Annotated in this window: 17 protein-coding genes; 13 read left to right on the top strand and 4 right to left on the bottom strand. The window is 42.5% G+C overall.

Features of this window, described 5'->3' with window-relative positions; all coding sequences use genetic code 11:
* From RG47T_RS03655 to RG47T_RS03630, 6 genes are all read left to right on the top strand, one after another.
* On the top strand, positions 1-1,315 hold a 1,315-nt coding region (locus RG47T_RS03655), incomplete at its 5' end, for a rhodanese-like domain-containing protein (RefSeq protein ID WP_253187489.1).
* A gap of 244 nt (positions 1,316-1,559) precedes the next feature.
* Complete coding sequence (mnmC2, locus tag RG47T_RS03650; protein WP_074488172.1) at positions 1,560-2,240, top strand: tRNA (5-methylaminomethyl-2-thiouridine)(34)-methyltransferase MnmC2; 681 nt, start codon at positions 1,560-1,562, stop codon at positions 2,238-2,240.
* Between the two features lie 96 nt (positions 2,241-2,336).
* Entirely contained in the window at positions 2,337-3,143 is an 807-nt protein-coding gene (gene mazG, locus RG47T_RS03645; protein WP_074488171.1) for a nucleoside triphosphate pyrophosphohydrolase, read from the top strand.
* A 118-nt stretch (positions 3,144-3,261) separates the two neighbouring features.
* Positions 3,262-3,645: a hypothetical protein gene (locus tag RG47T_RS03640; protein ID WP_139302409.1), complete on the top strand. Its 384-nt coding sequence runs from the start codon at positions 3,262-3,264 to the stop codon at positions 3,643-3,645.
* Positions 3,646-3,833: 188 nt separating this feature from the next.
* The gene (locus tag RG47T_RS03635; protein ID WP_074488169.1) at positions 3,834-4,388 is read left to right on the top strand and encodes an RNA polymerase sigma factor; all 555 of its coding nucleotides are present in this window, start codon (positions 3,834-3,836) and stop codon (positions 4,386-4,388) included.
* Positions 4,381-6,054: an outer membrane beta-barrel protein gene (locus RG47T_RS03630; protein ID WP_074488168.1), complete on the top strand. Its 1,674-nt coding sequence runs from the start codon at positions 4,381-4,383 to the stop codon at positions 6,052-6,054. The genes RG47T_RS03635 and RG47T_RS03630 overlap by 8 nt, the downstream gene beginning before the upstream one ends.
* Before the next feature lie 187 nt (positions 6,055-6,241).
* Here the strand turns inward: RG47T_RS03630 and RG47T_RS03625 are convergent, their stop codons facing one another.
* Positions 6,242-7,009 (bottom strand): alpha/beta fold hydrolase, encoded by a 768-nt coding sequence (locus tag RG47T_RS03625; RefSeq protein ID WP_074488167.1) that lies wholly within the window; start codon positions 7,007-7,009, stop codon positions 6,242-6,244.
* Positions 7,010-7,242: 233 nt separating this feature from the next.
* The gene (locus tag RG47T_RS03620; RefSeq protein WP_074488166.1) at positions 7,243-8,463 is read right to left on the bottom strand and encodes an ABC transporter permease; all 1,221 of its coding nucleotides are present in this window, start codon (positions 8,461-8,463) and stop codon (positions 7,243-7,245) included.
* Positions 8,464-8,548: 85 nt separating this feature from the next.
* Between RG47T_RS03620 and RG47T_RS03615 the strand changes: the two genes are divergently transcribed.
* The 4 genes from RG47T_RS03615 to RG47T_RS03600 all read left to right on the top strand — a co-directional run bounded on the left by RG47T_RS03615 (position 8,549) and on the right by RG47T_RS03600 (position 12,192).
* Complete coding sequence (locus RG47T_RS03615) at positions 8,549-9,901, top strand: exo-beta-N-acetylmuramidase NamZ family protein (protein ID WP_083627534.1); 1,353 nt, start codon at positions 8,549-8,551, stop codon at positions 9,899-9,901.
* A gap of 44 nt (positions 9,902-9,945) precedes the next feature.
* A complete protein-coding gene (locus RG47T_RS03610) occupies positions 9,946-10,296 on the top strand; it encodes a four helix bundle protein (protein ID WP_074488164.1) in 351 nt (116 codons plus the stop codon).
* A 74-nt stretch (positions 10,297-10,370) separates the two neighbouring features.
* Positions 10,371-11,294 carry a methionyl-tRNA formyltransferase gene (fmt, locus tag RG47T_RS03605; protein ID WP_074488163.1) on the top strand — a complete coding sequence of 308 codons (924 nt, stop codon included), beginning with the start codon at positions 10,371-10,373 and terminating at the stop codon, positions 11,292-11,294.
* Positions 11,295-11,397: 103 nt separating this feature from the next.
* Positions 11,398-12,192 (top strand): DUF3050 domain-containing protein, encoded by a 795-nt coding sequence (locus RG47T_RS03600; protein ID WP_074488162.1) that lies wholly within the window; start codon positions 11,398-11,400, stop codon positions 12,190-12,192.
* Between the two features lie 205 nt (positions 12,193-12,397).
* Here RG47T_RS03600 and RG47T_RS03595 read toward each other — a convergent pair whose 3' ends face one another.
* Together RG47T_RS03595 and RG47T_RS03590 are read right to left on the bottom strand one after the other, a co-directional pair.
* On the bottom strand, positions 12,398-13,234 hold the full coding sequence (locus RG47T_RS03595) for an aminotransferase class IV (protein ID WP_074488161.1): 837 nt from the start codon (positions 13,232-13,234) through the stop codon (positions 12,398-12,400).
* 21 nt (positions 13,235-13,255) lie between these two features.
* On the bottom strand, positions 13,256-14,299 hold the full coding sequence (locus tag RG47T_RS03590) for an RluA family pseudouridine synthase (RefSeq protein ID WP_074488160.1): 1,044 nt from the start codon (positions 14,297-14,299) through the stop codon (positions 13,256-13,258).
* Positions 14,300-14,445: 146 nt separating this feature from the next.
* Between RG47T_RS03590 and RG47T_RS03585 the strand changes: the two genes are divergently transcribed.
* The 3 genes from RG47T_RS03585 to lat all read left to right on the top strand — a co-directional run bounded on the left by RG47T_RS03585 (position 14,446) and on the right by lat (position 18,240).
* Positions 14,446-15,519: a DUF6588 family protein gene (locus RG47T_RS03585; protein WP_074488159.1), complete on the top strand. Its 1,074-nt coding sequence runs from the start codon at positions 14,446-14,448 to the stop codon at positions 15,517-15,519.
* On the top strand, positions 15,519-16,403 hold the full coding sequence (locus tag RG47T_RS03580) for a 1-aminocyclopropane-1-carboxylate deaminase/D-cysteine desulfhydrase (protein WP_074488158.1): 885 nt from the start codon (positions 15,519-15,521) through the stop codon (positions 16,401-16,403). The genes RG47T_RS03585 and RG47T_RS03580 overlap by 1 nt, the downstream gene beginning before the upstream one ends.
* Before the next feature lie 505 nt (positions 16,404-16,908).
* Complete coding sequence (gene lat, locus RG47T_RS03575) at positions 16,909-18,240, top strand: L-lysine 6-transaminase (RefSeq protein WP_074488157.1); 1,332 nt, start codon at positions 16,909-16,911, stop codon at positions 18,238-18,240.
* The last annotated feature ends 141 nt before the right edge of the window (positions 18,241-18,381 follow it).

Genomic DNA, 18,381 nt, shown 5'->3' with positions numbered 1-18,381 from the left:
TAAAGGCCTGGCGCATGCTTCGTATGCCGTAATAAGGGCCGGCAAAATGATTGTTATTGATCCTGCCCGTAACCCGCAACCCTATTATGATTTGGCTACCCTGCACCAAGCCAACCTGGTTGGTGTGATAGAAACCCACCCCCATGCCGATTTTGTGAGTTCGCACCTCGAAATTCATCAGCAAACCGGCGCTACTATTTATGTAAGCAAACTGGTTGGCGCGGGCTACCCGCACGAAACCTTTGACGAAGGCGACGAAATAAAACTCAATGATATTAAACTTAAGGCGATAAATACCCCCGGCCACTCGCCCGATTCTATCTGTATTTTGGCAGAGGACGAGAACGGCCATACCACCGCCATATTTACCGGCGACACCCTGTTTGCAGGTGATGTTGGCCGGCCCGATCTGCGCGAAAGTGTGGGCAATATAACCGCCAAAAAAGAAGAACTGTCCCGCCAGCTCTACCACTCTACCCGCGAAAAGCTGATGACCTTGCCACATCATGTAGTGGTTTACCCGGCACATGGCCCCGGGTCGCTATGTGGTAAAAACATGAGCCCCGATCTGCAAAGTACCATTGGTAAAGAGATTAGTGAAAACTATGCACTGCAACTGATGGATGAGTTGCAGTTTGTAGACCTCATGACTGCCGACCAGCCCTTTATGCCACGTTACTTTGGCTACGATGTAGAGCTGAACAAACAGGGCGCACCCTCATTTAGTGAAAGCATTGCATCGGTGCCCAAAATTGGGCGCAATACTAAACTTGAAGCTGGTATACCGGTAATTGATGTACGCCCCGAAGCAGACTTTAAAAAGGGGCATGTAAACGGCTCGGTAAACATACAGGAAGGCGGCAAATTTGAAACCTGGTTAGGTGCGTTGCTTAACCCCGGTGAACCTTTTTACCTGATAGCAGCCGATGAGCAAAGCCTCGATTCGGTAATTACTAAAGCAGCCAAAATTGGTTACGAAAAAAACATTAAAGGAGCTTTACTTCGCCCAGACCATGCTACTTATCATTCGGCTGTATTGAACCAGGAAGATTTTAAAGATCATCCCGAAAAATATACCATTGTAGATGTGCGCAACTGGAACGAGATCAACCAATCAATGATCTTTGACAATGCGCTTACCATCCCCCTGCCCGAAATACGCGAACAAGTACAAAATATCCCAACGGATAAACCCATCGTAGTTCACTGTGCCGCAGGTTACCGCTCGGCGGCGGCCAGCAGTATTATTGCTGCGCAGATTACCAACGTGCCGGTGTATGATTTGAGTGATGCCATTGTAGAATACTTCGTTTAGAATCAAGACAAACAGCAGCGATACTGGAGTGGAACAGTTCCACATGTGCCACCTGTTCCAATTTGCAGACTTAAAAGTATTTATCTATTAGAAATAGATTTTTATTTTATTGACTTACAGGATCTTAAAAAGATGTTTAAACATGCAGCTGTTCCATTTTTACTAACTTAAACGTACTTTTTTACCGACTTAAAAGTTTGTTTCAAATCACTCATTTACACTATTTATTATTCATCATAATCAAATGAACCTCTCTATAGTAACCACTGCCGACGGATCTAAAACCATCTACAACGAACAGGTGGGCGAGCTGTACCATTCGCGTAATGGCGCATTGCAGGAGAGCCAGCATGTGTTTTTAAACTCTGGGTTACGCTATTTTTTGGCAGGCAGGGATTTAACTGAGGTAAGTATTTTAGAAGTAGGCCTGGGCACCGGCCTTAATTTTTTAATTACGGCCGATTACTGCACTGCCAAAGAGATCAGCCTTAATTATGTTGGTATCGAAGCCTACCCTTTGACCGAAGAAATGATCGCGCAGACAGGTTATGAGGAATATGTATCTGCCCCTGTTTGGGAAAGCTTTTTAAAGCAGTACAGGGCATCATTGGGCCATGATATAGTAATTAATCAGTACACACAACTGACAACTGATAACAGGCAACTGAAAAACTTCGACAGCGACAAACTATTCGATGTTATTTACTTCGATGCTTTCGCCTCTGCTAATCAGCCCGAAATGTGGACGGAAGAGGCCATTAACCACACTGCCAAATTTTTGAAACCCGGTGGCGTGTTTGTTACCTATGCCATTACCGGCAACCTTAAACGCATACTGAAAGCACTTGGTTTAAAAGTGGAGAAAGCCCCCGGAGCACCCGGCAAACGCGAAATGCTGAGAGCGGTGAAAGCAATTACGAGTTAGTGAGTTATGAATTAGTGATTCTGTGAAGTGCGCTAATTCATAAGTATATTTACGCGCTAAATCACCTTTTCAAAATTCAAAACTATATTTACAAATATGGCTATTACCCCTCCTATTACTTCTGCTACGCCGGCTGGTTCTTTCGAGCGCCTGCTTACCATTATGGACGACCTGCGGGCCAACTGCCCATGGGATATGAAACAAACCATGGAAAGCCTGCGCCACCTTACCATCGAAGAAACCTACGAACTATCTGACGCGATACTGAGTAACGACATGGATGAAGTACGTAAGGAACTGGGTGATGTAATGTTGCATTTGGTTTTCTATGCCAAAATAGGGTCTGAAACCAATGATTTTAATATTACCGATGTACTGAATGGTATTTGCGATAAACTCATTAACCGCCATCCGCATATCTATAGTGATACCACTGTTAAGGACGAAGCTGACGTAAAACGCAACTGGGAACAAATTAAGCTGAAAGAGAAAGGTAATAAATCTGTTTTAGGCGGTGTACCCGCTTCACTACCCGCCTTGGTTAAGGCATCGCGGATACAGGAGAAAGCCCGTGGTATTGGCTTCGACTGGGAAAATAAAACACAGGTTTGGGAAAAGGTGGAAGAAGAGATCCAGGAGTTTAAAGACGAACTGAACGTACCCGAAGGCGAAACTATTGATGCTGAAAAAGCCGAAGGCGAATTTGGCGACCTGCTATTCTCGCTCATCAACTACGCACGTTTTGTTGACATTAACCCCGAGAATGCTTTAGAAAAAACAAACCGCAAGTTTATTAAGCGTTTTCAATATCTGGAAAGTAAAGCCAAAGAGAACAACCAGCAATTGCAGGACATGACCTTGGCCGAAATGGATGTTTACTGGAACGAGGCAAAAAAACTATAAATATTTTTAACCGCTGTAACGTTTACATTTTAAGCAACGTAATGAAGTAAAGAATAAAATATTTATGCGTAAATTAATCTACTTACTCCCACTTGCTGTTATGGCATTAAGCAGTTGTATGAAAAGCAGCAGTGATAATACCCCAATCGCTGTTCCATCGGGTAATTTTAGTGGTCAGTTTAGAGTGGTACACCGTAACCCAACCACCGGCAAGCTGGATACCACTAAAAAATCTAACTTAGTTTTAACCATCAGTACAGCAACAGGCTATAAAATTACCGGCGATACCGTACTTTACCATGCAGGCAGCTATGGCGATTTTTCAATGAACTCGGCCTATATACAGTTTATAGATAAAACCATACCGGCTAATGCTACAGGTATTTTACCTAAAATTCACCTGTCAGGCACCTATCAATATGCCTATGATGGTACCAATTTTCAGATACAGGCAGCTAATGATACCTTAGCTTACCAATACGTACTGAAGAAAACAAATTAACGAGCGTTTTAACTCCTTTAATTGTCATAGAAGCCTCCCGGTACATCGGGGGGCTTTGTTTATAATGTATATAAGTAAACCGATGTGTTAATTTTGCAAATAAATTACACACTATGTATCACTATAAACCTTTGGTGCGTAATGCTTTAATAAACAGCATAATCATCAGCCGGGGCCAAAAATAATTAATGCAAAATACGCGTGGCATTGCTGAGGATGAATTGATCAGCCAATGTAAAAAAGGCAGCCTTAAATACCAGGAAATGTTGTATAAACACTTCTATGGCTATGCTATGGGTATCAGCTTGCGTTACAGTTTTAACCGCGATGATGCTTTAGAGGCTGTTAATGATGCGTTTATAAAAGTATTTAAAGCCATACATAATTACGACAGCAATAAAGTGTTTAAAGCATGGCTGCGTACCATTGTAGTAAATACCACCATAGATAGGCGGCGTAAGGATATGAAACATCAGCTCAATCTGGAGATTGACGATAATATACAAATACACAGTGGCAATAATCCGTCGGGCCGTTTAGATGCCGCTGATATTTTAAAAATGATGGACGCCCTACCGGCCATACAACGCACCATTTTTAATATGTACGAAATTGACGGTTACACCCATGATGAAATAGCCGAAACTTTAGAAATACCGGCCAGCTCGTCAAGGGTATACCTGAGCAGGGCCAAAGAGAAATTAAGAAATATTATTAACGCAGAAGCGCAGAAACATGAGTGATCAACTGGATAACGACCTTAAAAACCGCATCCGGGAAGTATTTGACAACTATACGGATGATACTGCAGATGCGGGATGGGAATTGCTGCGCCAAAAATTTCCGGAAGAAAAGAAAAACCGGGTAATAGCCTGGTGGTGGTACTCTGCCGCTGCGGTATTATTAGTATGCATGGGTACCTGGTTTTTTTATCCGCAACCAACACAACAGGTAGCTTATCAGCCTGACAAAATTAAAAATGAGGAGCATAAATCTGCCCCTGTTGATAATAATGAAGCTATTGCTGTTAATAAAAATACGGCATCTACATCTTTAGCGGCAAAATCGCCGGCAAAAGTTAGTACTGACGAAACTACAGTGCAGGTGGCAGCAAAACCACCAACACAAAAAGTTGCACCATTAACGGCAGATGCAACTTTACCAAAAAGCACGGGCATATCTACAGCACCGGTAGCGCATACGATGCAACATCATTTGCCAACTAAGGAACAATCTTCAGAAAACAATCTACCTGCCAATGCCCAGCCGTTACAATCAACACGCCTAACCTCTGGTGAATCTTTTGCAGATAAACAAACAGAAAAAACCATTAGGGGTACGGTAAAAACTAATAACGGCATACAAATAGCCGGTGCAAGTACTTTACCTACTGGTATCACGGTTAATCAATATGTCGCTGGTATTAAAGCCGGGCGTACCACCCAAAGTATGGTTAAAGTAAATCCATTAACTACAGACACACAAACAAATGCCATAACAGATAGTGCGGCCAACAATGCCTCAGCAAAAATAGCAACCATACCGCAACCTGTAAAACCAACACAAGTAGCATCTGTAGTAGTGCAAAAACAAGATGCCGTTTTAAAAATGATAGCTGCCGATGATGCCCGTCGGCAAGTACTGGCAAAAAATGCTACCCAAAAAAGCGAGGTAGTTAAAAACGACAGGGCTATGATATTGAGCTTATACGCTGCCACTTATTTTAACTATGCCAAAGGCAGCGAAAACCAGTTGAATGTGGGCGGAGGTTTTTCGTCGGACTTTAAAATAAGCAGTAATTTTAAGCTAACCACCGGTTTATCAATAGGCCAAAACAGGTTAAGCTATAGCAGCGATAATAATATACCCCAGCAAGTTAATGCACGCGCCCTGGCCATGGTTAACAAAACAGCAGCTGCAGCCGTTGTTTATAATTCGTCGAGTTTTGTCAGTTCGGCTTTAAGGGATGCGGGGCCTACGGTAAAAAATTATAATGCAAGCCTGGTTGGGTTGGATATACCTCTAAATATTAAATACCAGTTTAATCCACAGAAAAATGATACTTATATTTCTGCAGGTATCAGTTCGGGCACGTATATTAACGAAAGTTATCGTTCTACCTATTCTTATGGTAATGCTAACGGTGTCGCTGCTTTTGCTAATGGCTTAGCAACGGTTAACAGTGCCACCCAGCAAACGCAGGAAAGTACTACCACGCAACATTTCAGCACGTTTGATTTTGCCAAAACTCTCAATCTGTCATTTGGTATTGGTTACCCCATGGGTAAAAATACCCGGCTGGTTATCGAGCCGTTTCTTAAATACCCCCTCAATGGCCTGGGTACGCAGGATATTCGCTTTGGGGCAAGTGGTATCAACCTGAAACTTAGCTTTTCTTCAAAAAAATAATATCGATACCTGAACCTTATCACTTAAAACTGAAACAGCCCCAACAAACTATTGAAAAGTCGGGAACCTAAGCTGCCAAAACAGCAGATAGCATCCAGGTTTGCTCCAAGAAAACGCAAAGGAGCTTGTTATAATTTACTGCACTTAGGCTGAATTTGGGGATATTAATATTGTTAGTCCGTTACTTTTATAACAAAAAGCCCTCAATGATATTAATATAAGTATCCGGTTCTTCAAACATAGGTGCGTGTCCGGAGTATTGCATTTCTACAAATGTTGCATTTTTTATTAGTGAAGCAACCTCCTTTCCGTCATCGGGCGAATTCAGACCATCATGCTTGCCGCTGATCACCAATGTTTTTGCTTTTATCTTTGAGAGTTCCTTTCTGAAATCGAAGGCGCCAATGGCTTTATTGGCCGCATTAAATTGATCGGGGCTCAGTTTTGTTTCAAATATCTCCAAATGATTTTTCATCAGTTCGGTATTGTAAACCATAAATTTCAATAGTTTCAATATGGTTTGATGCATGTCCAGACCCTTTATTTGATTTTCGTTTTCTTTAAACAAACGCTGTATCGAAGAGGTAAGGCCATTAGATTTTGTAACAGTTAATATTAGCTTATCAATACGATCCGGAGCTGTAATAGCAACCAGTTGAGCAATATAACTGCCCATGGATACGCCAAGCAAATGCACTTTTTTGAACTCAAAATGATTCATGATTCCTAAAATATCATTCACATGATCTTCAATGGTAAATTCTAACGGTTTATCTGACTGTCCATGACCACGGCAATCCAATGCTACCGTTTTGAAGTTTTTAGACAGTGGTTCAATTATATTGCTTAAATGTGCCTGATGATCTCCGCCAACTCCATGGATTAAAATAACAGGGAATCCAGTTCCTTTAACTTCCACATAAAGCTTGATACCATTAATTTTTATAAGTCCCATATAGATGATTAAACCTGTCTTTGTAATGCAAAGGTATCCTTATCGAAAGATGTAAATATTAAACTACTTTAACTTTATATCATACTCCGTGTTAAAATGCCGCAATTAAAAAAACAACGCATTTGAGAAATGAGGATAATGGGATATCATCCTGTTTATTTAAAAATGAATCCTATCACATGATGAATTTGTTAACTAAACTTCAATTTCATGAAGCACCAATAGTCTAAACCCTATTTAAAACGGATAGCTTTAACCGGAGAAATGCGTGTAACCAGCATTGATGGGATAATAAGCACCAACAGGCAGATACCCAATGTGCCGGCGTTAAGCAGCAAAACATCTTTAACAGCAATTTCAACCGGTACAAATTTCATATAGTATGAGGCCTGGTCGAGCTTGAAAAAATGTGTAGCAGATTGGAACCAGCCCAGCCCCAGGCCAAATAAATTACCTAACACCAAGCCAATGCCAATAATATAACTGGCATTGTATAAAAATATGCGCTGTATAGCCCAGTTGGTTGCTCCAAATGCTTTTAACATCCCAATCATAGAGGTACGCTCTAATATCATAATCAACAGAGCCGATATCATATTAATTACAGCTACGGCCAGCATCAGTACCAGCATTACCTGGGCATTAACATCCAGCAGGTTTAGCCATTCAAATATGGTAGGGTAAGTTTCGTTAACGGTATAAGAGCGTAGTTTGGGCGGTAAGATATCATTGAGATGGTTAGAAGCCGTTTGCAGTAATTCAAAATCTTTCACACGTACTTCAAAGCCGCCCACATCTTCGGGTTTCCAGTTATTCAACCTTCTGATCAACGACAGATCGCCGATTACATAGGTTTTATCTACCTCATCTACACCAGTGTTAAAAATGCCTTTAATGGTAAATTTGCGCTTGCGGAGTGGCTCCTGTACAAAATACATTACCATATTATCACCGGCTTTCAGTTTCAACCTGTCTGCCGTGTAGCGCGATATCATAATCTGTTTACCCGCCGCTGCCGAATCACTAAAATCTATGATACTGCCGGTTTCCAGCGCTTTTTTCAAAAAGGTCCAGTCGTAGGTTTTATCTACTCCTTTCAGTACAACGCCTTCTATCTCATCGTTTGCTTTAATAATGCCCGGCTTACTTGCAAAGGGCATCACGTTGGCAATATTAAAACTTTGTTTGGCGTGCTTAATAAACTGCTGATCGTTGCCAAATGGTGAATTTTCGTACGAGTTGTTATTATCAAATTTAATTACCTGTATATCGCCCGAAAAGCCACGCACCCGCTCCCTTATCTCCTGCTGAAAACCCTTAACAATGGCTACAGAAAGTATCATTACGCCCAAACCCAGCATAATGCCAATAATGGCAATGCGCACAATCAATTTAGAGAAAGTGCGTTTTGATTTAAAAGAGATGCGGCCGGCTATGAATGATGAAAAACTCAAGTCAGTTTGTTTTTTTTGTACTTTCGCAAATATGCGCTTTTGCTGTTAAATGCAGCAATTGCGCCATTGTTTTAATACCATACCTATGAATAAATTTTGCACCCTGATAATTGCACTTGGCCTGCTAAGCAACGCATCTGCAGCGCAACATAAAAAAAAGGCAAAACATACCAGCAGCCATACCACTACAAGGCATAAATCGGTTAGCCATAAGTCTGCCAGGCATAAGTCCACAGCGCATACAGCTGTTAGTCATCACCAAACCAATACCCGCCATTTACCAACACACCGGGTAACCCGCCTGCATCATTATGGTAGCATTGCTGGCAACCCTATAAACGGTGCCGACCAAACAGATCAGTACCTTGGTTATTTACAAGGCAAGCGCATTGGCATGGTAGTAAACCAAACTTCGGTTATTGGCAAAAACCTTACACCCAGCCCCGATAGTTTGCTAAAGCTGGGTATAATCATTAAAAAGATCTACGGGCCCGAGCATGGCTTTCGTGGCAATAGCGCCAATGGCGCCACTATAAATGACGATGTAGACAGTAAAACAGGCCTGCCCGTAATTTCCCTGTATGGCAAGCACTTTAAACCCACGGCTGACGATTTAAAAGGCATCGACCTGATGATCTTTGACATTCAGGATGTTGGCGCGCGGTTTTATACCTATATATCCACCCTGCACTATGTAATGGAAGCCTGTGCCGAAAACCACATCGAACTCATGATCCTCGACCGCCCTAACCCTAACGGTTACCTGGTTGATGGCCCTGTTTTGGATACAACTTATCGCGCATTTGTTGCCATGCACCCAATACCTATAGCGCATGGCATGACCATTGGCGAGTATGCCCAAATGATTAACGGCGAAGGCTGGCTTAACAACCACGTACAGTGCAAACTAAAAATTGTTAAAGTGGCCAACTACAATCATAAAATGGCTTACGATTTACCGGTATATCCATCGCCTAACTTAAATACGCAACAATCTATTTTACTTTATCCGAGTATTTGTTTGTTCGAAGGCACAGTAATGAGCCTAGGCCGTGGTACTGATTTCCCATTTACTGTTGTTGGCCACCCCGGTTTTAAAGGCACTTATAAATTTACCTTTACGCCAGAAAGCATCCCCGGCAAAAGCGATAACCCGCCTTTGAAAGACAGGCTTTGTTACGGCATAGATCTCCGTGATTATAATACAGATTTATTAAGAAGATCGGGCAAGCTAAACCTGAGCTGGATTATCACACTATATAAAAACTACCCCGATCAAACCCATTTCTTTAACGCTTATTTTACCAAACTGGTAGGTAACGAAATTTTGCGTAAGCAAATAGAATCGGGATTATCTGAGAAAGAAATCCGTCAAAGCTGGGAGCCTGCGCTGAGTGACTTTAAAGAGATGCGTAAAAAGTATTTGCTTTACGAATGAGTTCATAGTTAATGGTTCATAGATAATAGTAAATATAAAAGGATATGGCATTTCGATTTGAAGACTTACAAATTTGGCAGAGAGCCTTAGAATTAGATGAAAAGATAAACCAACTTACCAAAACCTTTCCCAAAGACGAACTCTTTGTACTAAATTCACAAATAAGAAGAGCAGCAGACTCTGTAGTGTTAAACATAGCAGAAGGTTCAACAGGGCAAACAAAAGCCGTATTTAAGCTATTTTTAAGTTATGCTCTTAGATCTGCAATTGAAGTTGTTAGCTGCCTTTTTATAGCACGTAAAAGAGGTTATATATCTGATGAAAAATTTAAGACTTTATACGATGAATATGAAGCACTAGTAAAAATGATTACGGCACTAAAGAAGTCTATCTGACTACTCTCAGCCTAATCTTACCATGAACTATCATCTATGAACTATGAACAACTAAAGAACTGACAAGTAACACAATGAGAATAATATTTATGGGCACGCCCGAATTTGCAGTAGCATCATTAGATGCACTGATACAAGCGGGATGCGAAGTTGTAGCCGTGATTACGGCACCCGATAAACCGGCCGGTCGTGGACAAAAAATGAACGAATCGGCAGTGAAGAAATATGCTGTGGCTAATAATATAAAAGTGCTTCAACCCGAAAAACTGCGCGACCCGGACTTTTTGCAAGAGCTACAAGCTTTAAAGGCCGACTTACAGGTGGTAGTAGCATTCCGGATGCTGCCCGAAGTAGTTTGGAGCATGCCGCCAAAAGGTACCATTAATTTGCATGCCTCGCTGTTACCACAATATCGTGGTGCTGCGCCTATTAACTGGGTTATTATTAATGGCGAAAAAGAAAGTGGCGCCACCACCTTTTTTCTCCAACAGCAAATTGATACCGGTAATATCCTGTTTACCGAAAAGGTGTCCATCCCCGAAGATTTTACCGCAGGTGATTTGCATGATAAACTGATGAATAAAGGTGCCGGCTTACTGGTAAAAACCGTTAAAGCGGTAGAAAGCGACAGATATACCGAACAACCGCAACAACATTTGCTGGAAGGTGCCGAACCCAAACATGCCCCTAAAATATTTAAAGAAGATTGCAAAATAGACTGGAGCAAACCCGTTGAACAGGTGTACAACCTCATCCGTGGCTTAAGCCCCTATCCTACTGCTTTTACAGAACTCAATGGTAAAATATTAAAGATATATAGGGCTACTAAAGAGTTAACTGCTGTAGATGCCGCACCTGGCACCTATGTTACCGATAATAAAACCCACCTAAAGTTTGCCTGTACAGATGGCTATATCAGCGTAACCGATATACAGTTGGAAGGCAAAAAACGAATGAGTGTAGAAGAATTTTTAAGGGGAGTCCGTTTGAGTCAATAGCTATTGGCTGATGACTCACCAACCATCAACCTACCGTCATAAAACATAATAAACTATTACCTAATCAATTGCCTTTATATTTTTGCGGCAAACTATTAAGCAGATGACCACACCAGAGCAGAGAATTGAGCAGCTTAAAACAGCAATAACCCCACTTCGCGAAAAACTGACCAGCCACCCGCTGTATCAGCAAATTACTTCGCTTGATGATTTGCACATTTTTATGCAGCACCACGTTTTTGCCGTATGGGATTTTATGTCGCTGCTTAAAGCATTGCAGATAGGGCTTACTTGCGTGCAACTACCCTGGATCCCTGTTGGCAATGCCAATACCCGCTACCTTATTAACGAAATTGTAACCGGCGAAGAAAGCGATGTAGACCAGTACGGCAACCGCGGCAGCCACTTTGAGCTTTACTTAAAAGCTATGGAACAAGCCGGTGCCACGCACCAGGCTATAGACAGTTTATTGTTTGAAATGGCCAGCGGTAAGTTTGTGGACGAAGCACTCATTATTGCCGAAATCCCGGTTGCTGCACGCAACTTTGTACAACACACCTTTGAGGTAATTAACACTAATAAAGCGCACCTACAGGCTGCTGTGTTTACCTTTGGCCGTGAAGATCTGATCCCCGATATGTTTATCAGCCTGGTAAAAGAAATTAACCGCCAGTTCCCCGGTAAAGTAGACACATTTTTATATTACCTGGAAAGGCATATCGAAGTTGACGGCGACCACCATTCGCACCTCGCCTACCAAATGACATCAGAACTTTGCGGCGATGACGACACCAAATGGGCCGAGGCAGAAGTAGCTGTTAAAGAAGCCCTGCAAGCCCGTATTAATTTGTGGGATAGCATTTATACTACGGTTACCAAGGGTGAGTTTGTAGGGTAGTTTTGATTTTTGTCATTGCGGTACGAAGCAATCTCGTAGCATGCAGACTCTCTTGCGCGCGTTTGCAACGCGTGCTTAATAGGTATTAGCGTTTGCAACGCTTCTGCGTAATTCATTAAACTAAAATGGCATTGCAAATGCCAAGAAGTGTTAAGCACGCGTTACAAACGCACGCAAGGTTTTATCCGATTATTTATTCGCCCTCCTAAAGCTTGTTCAATTCATCAACCAAACTTTTACTCAACGTATTAAAATAGCGTTTTACACCAAAACCCATTACCCATTGTATGCCACGGGTAGCGTTGGTTAAAAACACTTCATCTGCCTCATAAAGTATATTGGGGTTAATTTGTGCTTCGGTAACGGGAATTTCCAGCCTAAGGGCCAAATCCATCACTGCCTTTCGCATGATGCCGCCTACACAGCCTTCGCTCAGTGCAGGGGTGTATAGATGGCTATTGTACCAAACAAACAGGTTCGAACTGATGGCCTCACATAAAAAACCATTCTGATTCAACAAAAAAGCATCGTCCAGCTTGTTCTGCGATTTATAGATCCCCGCCATTACATATACCAGCGAATTGCAGGTTTTGTAGTTAGACAGATAATTGAGCGGTTTGGCCAATTCTGTAAATACATCCATAATTAAACCTCGGCTGTTTAGCTCGTAATAGTCGTGCTCCATGGGGTCCAGTTCCATGCAATAGCTGGCCTTGTTATCGGTGGGAGTGTATAAGCCGTCTGCATCACGGTAAACGGTGAGGCGCAGGCGTCCATTCTTAATTTTGTTACGGACGGCCAGGTCGGCTGCTTTCTCTTTCAAAAACCAGTCGTCCATCTGCGTATAGCCATCCATTTTAAGGGCTTTCATACCCGCTTGCAGGCGGTCGGCATGTAAGTCGGGGAATTTAAGCTGGCCTTTAATAAGGCGCATACTCTCAAAAACACCATCCCCATACCTGAAAGATCTGTTAGTTACAGTAAGCACCTTGCTGTCTGCCGGGATAAGTTCTCCGTTAAAATTGATAAAAAGCGGTTTCATTGATAAAAGCAGAACAATAAATTAAGCGTTTTGATCTGCCGGGGCACCAATATATTTTCGCCACTTGTTTAAAACAGACTCAAAATCCTGTGGCAAAGCAGATTCGAAGTGAACATATTCTTTCTTCGATGGGTGTTTAAAGCCTAAAGTTTGGGCATGCAGGGCCTGCCTTGGCATCATTTCAAAACAGTTTTCTACAAACTGCTTGTATTTGCCAAACATGGTACCCTTTAAAATTTTGTCGCCGCCGTACATGGCATCACTAAATAAGGAGTGGCCAATATGTTTCATGTGCGCGCGGATCTGGTGTGTGCGGCCGGTTTCCAGCTGGCACTCTATCAGCGTAACATAACTAAAGCGCTCCAGCACCTTATAATGCGTTACAGACCACTTTCCTTTCTCCGGGTCGTCATATATCGACATTACCCTCCTATCATTCACACTGCGGCCTATATAGCCGGTAACGGTGCCATCTGTTTCCAGGTCGCCCCAAACCAGCGCTAAATATTTACGGGTAATACTGTGATCAAAAAACTGGCGCGCCAGGTAGGTCATCGAGCGTTCATTTTTGCTGATGAGCAACAAACCCGAAGTATCTTTATCTATCCTGTGCACCAAACCAGGCCGGCCATCATTGCCCGGCAACTGCGGTAACTGCTGAAAGTGATATACCAGCCCGTTAACCAGCGTACCGGTATAATTATTATAACCCGGGTGCACTACCATGCCTGCAGGCTTATTAATTACCAGCACATCATCATCCTCATATACAATATCCAGTTGGATATTCTCCGGGTAAACCTCGGTATCGCGCGGCGGGTGCGGCAATACCACAGATATTATATCATTAGGCTTTACCCGGTAGCTCGATTTTATTTCTTTCTGATTAACCAGTACGTTTCCCTGCTCAATGGCATTCTGGATACGGTTACGCGTAGCATTTTCAACGCGCGACATTAAAAACTTGTCTACCCGTAAAAGCGACTGCCCTTTATCAACTATAATCCGAAAGTGCTCATACAAATCCTGTTCGTCCTGCTCGTACGAGTCTGTTTCCTCTATCATTGCTGCAAAAATAGTCGTTTTTTTAATAAGTATCAGTCATTGTAGCTTTTGTTAAAAATCACTGCTCCTAATATTAAAGCAACTCTCAACTCAACTAAAACGTATAAGTGTAAAAGCTTTCATGCTTTTAAAACAACCCTGATAATATGAAAAACAAACTTGTTGCACTTACTACGCTATTTTTATTAGTCACGTGCATGGTTAAAGCACAAAGCGGATTTGAGCAATTAATTAAATCTGGACCGGCAGATGCCACCAAACTGGTTGACGCCTATGGTAAGCCATTATTTAAAGGACTTGGCCTGGGTATGAATAGCGGTTGGACCAACACTGCCCAAACCAACGGCCTGCTACACTTCGACCTGCGAATTACAGGTACTGCTGTATTTGTACCCCAGTCTGATAAATCTTTTGATGTTACCCGGATTGGCCTTTCTAACAGCATCAGGCCAGACAACACTGCTAACACCATTGCACCCACCTTTAGCGGCAATACCAAAAACAATGGCCCGCTGATGAATATTTATGACAACAATGGCAACAAGGTGAGCTCTTTTAACTTACCAAGCGGACAACTGGCATCTGTTGTGCCGGCCCCGCAGCTACAGCTTACCGTTGGCCTCATCAAAAATACAGATGTTACGGTAAGGGCCATACCCAAAGTTAAAGTGAGCGACGATATAGGCTCTGTATCGATGATAGGTTTTGGCATTAAGCACAATATTATACAAGATTTTGCAGGGGAAGCCGGCCATCTTATCCCTTTCGACCTGGCTTTGGCATTCAACTATAACCGCCTTAACTACAATAAGTCACTTAGTGTGAAACCCGAAAGCGGTGCCGTACCGGCTGATACGCAGCAGTCGACAGATTTCAGCAACCAGGCCATTGAAGGGCATATAAACAGCTTTTTGTTTGAAGCCATTTTCTCCAAACAGATCTTGTTTTTTACCCCTTACATTGCGGCAGGTTACAATACCGCTAAAACCGATGTTAGCCTGGTAGGTAATTACCCCATAACTTCAAATACAATACCGGTTGTAAACCAAAAATTTTATACTACCTATGCCAACCCGGTAACTATTAACGAAAGGAATGTGAACGGCATCAGCGGCGAAATAGGATTTCAGCTTAAACTGCCTATCTTTAGGTTTTATGCCTCATATGGTGTAGCGGCAAGCTACAGTATGGTAAATGCGGGCATAGGCTTTGGTATATAATGGTATTTGATTTAGAGATTTACAGCCCCGTACAAGAGATTAAACACCCGTTGTTTACAGACAAAGGTTTATATGTTCATATCAAGCGCGACGATATGATACACCCGGTAATATCGGGCAATAAATGGCGCAAACTAAAATACACCATGGTGGCAGCACACCAGGCAAGTAAAACCCACCTGGTAACCTTTGGCGGTGCCTACTCTAATCACTTGCTGGCAACTGCAGCGGCGGCAGCAAAATTTGGGTTCAAATCAACCGGTTTTGTGCGGGGCGAAGAAGTAAGCAACGACACACTTTTTTTGTGCCGGCTGCATGGCATGCAATTAATATTTACCGACAGGGATAGCTATCGCGATAAACAGGTTTTGTTCGATCAACACTTTGGGAACGATGATTCGGCTTTCTTTATTAACGAAGGTGGCGCTTCGGCAGCAGCAGCACAAGGTTGCAGCGAACTGGTGGCAGAACTCCCCCAAACGTACGATCACCTCTTCTGCGCCTGCGGCACCGGCACTACAGCAGCGGGTATACTCAACGGCCTGCAACATCTGCCTACCCTTTTCCATGCCGTACCGGTACTAAAAGGCGGCGAATTTATTGCTGATGAAATTAAGCAGTACACCGAACATAACCCCATGTACGAGTTGCATACCCAATACCATTTTGGCGGTTACGCCAAAACCACACCAGAGCTGATTGACTTTATTCAGGGGTTTATCGCCTCAACAGGCATACTAATTGAACCTGTGTACACTGGTAAAATGATGTATGCCCTGTTTGACCTCGCCCGTAAAGATCATTTTAAACCCGGCAGCAGTATATTAGCAGTACATACCGGCGGATTGATTGGGTTGTTGGGGATGAAGGAGAAGTTTATTTAGAATCAAGAGTCGAGAATCAGGAACCAAGACCTCCTATGCCACCCGTCATGCTGGAACTTGTTTCGGCATCCCACAGGCAAGACTTCCCATGCCTGCCGTCATGCCGAACTTGTTTCGGCATCCCACAGGACAGGTTGCAGACTTTCAAGTTTTAAACCTAGCACATGGGATGCCGAAACAAGTTCCATGACGGGAAGGATGTGCAGTTGCAGACTTTCAAGATTTAAACTTAGCACGTGGGATGCCGAAACAAGTAATCGGCATGACGGGTGGAGTATGCAGATGCAAACTTTCAAAATCTAGACTTAGCGTATGAGATGCTGAAACAAGTTCAGCACGACGGGTGGAGATGTGTAAAAATCAGATTTTCCTCTGAACCAAAACCAACTTCAGTACAAAAACCAACTTTAAACATTTTAAACATACTTTTTACCCATTCGGTTCAAAAAACGCTTAAATAGTTTATTTAGAGCCTTTTTTATAACTTTGAGCAAAGCTGTTACTCATGGAAAATACGCTCATTACCCCGCAAAATGTTCAGGCTACCTTAAGTAAGCATATCCTGGCCGATGGTTTCGACCTTACGTTTGATATGGAAAAAAGCAAGGGGGTTTACATTTACGATTCTAAATATAATCGTACCCTGCTCGATTTCTTTACCTGCTTTGCATCAGTACCACTGGGTTATAATCACCCGAAGATGATCAATGATGAAGCGTTTAAAAAAGACCTGCTTTTGGCTGCCTTAACCAACCCATCAAACTCAGACATTTATACCGAACAATATGCCCGATTTTTGGACACGTTTGCCCGTGTGGGCATACCAGCATATCTGCCGCATGCTTTTTTTATCTCGGGGGGTGGTTTAGCCATCGAGAATGCGCTTAAAACAGCGATGGACTGGAAAGTACAAAAGAACTTTGCCAAAGGCCACCAAACCGAAAAAGGATTTAAGGTGATCCATTTTGAGCAGGCTTTCCATGGCCGTACTGGCTATACCATGAGCTTAACCAATACACAGCCGGTAAAAACCCGCGGATTTGCTAAGTTCGACTGGCCACGGATAAGTATCCCATACATTCATTTTGATGAATTTAGAGATAACCCTGAAGAATTATATGAGCGCGAAGCCCAATCTATCGCACAGATAGAAAAAGCTTTTCAGGATAATCAGGATGATATCTGTGCCATTATTATTGAGCCAATCCAATCTGAAGGGGGCGATAACCATGTGCGCCAGGAATTTCTGGAGCAACTACGTAAGTTGGCTGATGAATACGAAGCCATGCTGATTTACGATGAAGTACAAACAGGTGTTGGCCTTACCGGTAAATTTTGGAGCCACGAGCACTTTGGCGAAAACGCCAGGCCGGATATTATTGCCTTTGGAAAAAAAATGCAGGTATGCGGTATATTGGCAAGCCGCCGCGTGGATGAAAATCCCGACAATGTATTTACGGTTTCATCACGCATTAACTCTACTTGGGGCGGCAACCTTACAGATATGGTAAGGGCTACTAAAATATTGCAAATTATTGAAGAAGATAACCTTTGCACCCAGGCTGCCGAAACCGGGCAATACCTGCAAGATCAATTAACGCAACTTAGCTACACCACAGATCTCATAAGCAATATACGCGGTAAAGGTTTGCTTACCGCGTTTGACTTTCCGGATAGCGACACACGTAATAAGTTTATAAATATGGGATTAGAAAATAATACTATGTTTTTAGGCTGCGGCGACAAAAGCATACGTTTTCGCCCTGCGCTTATTATGGACAAAGGGCACATAGACGATGGTATAAAAACCAGTTCTCACCTACTTAAACGTTTGTAAAATGTAATAATATTGCTACATGTGTCATTTTAACACATTACAAAGAATCTTTTTAAGTCTTAGATACTATTATTGCCGTTTATCGTTTATTAATATAAACAATAATATTTTTTGATAGGCGTAAATATCATTGCCGACCCC

Source organism: Mucilaginibacter polytrichastri (assembly GCF_001911425.1).
Taxonomy (GTDB): Bacteria; Bacteroidota; Bacteroidia; order Sphingobacteriales; family Sphingobacteriaceae; genus Mucilaginibacter; species Mucilaginibacter polytrichastri.
The sequence above is the reverse complement of the archived record's forward strand: the minus strand, read 5'-3'. Positions and strand labels throughout refer to the sequence as shown.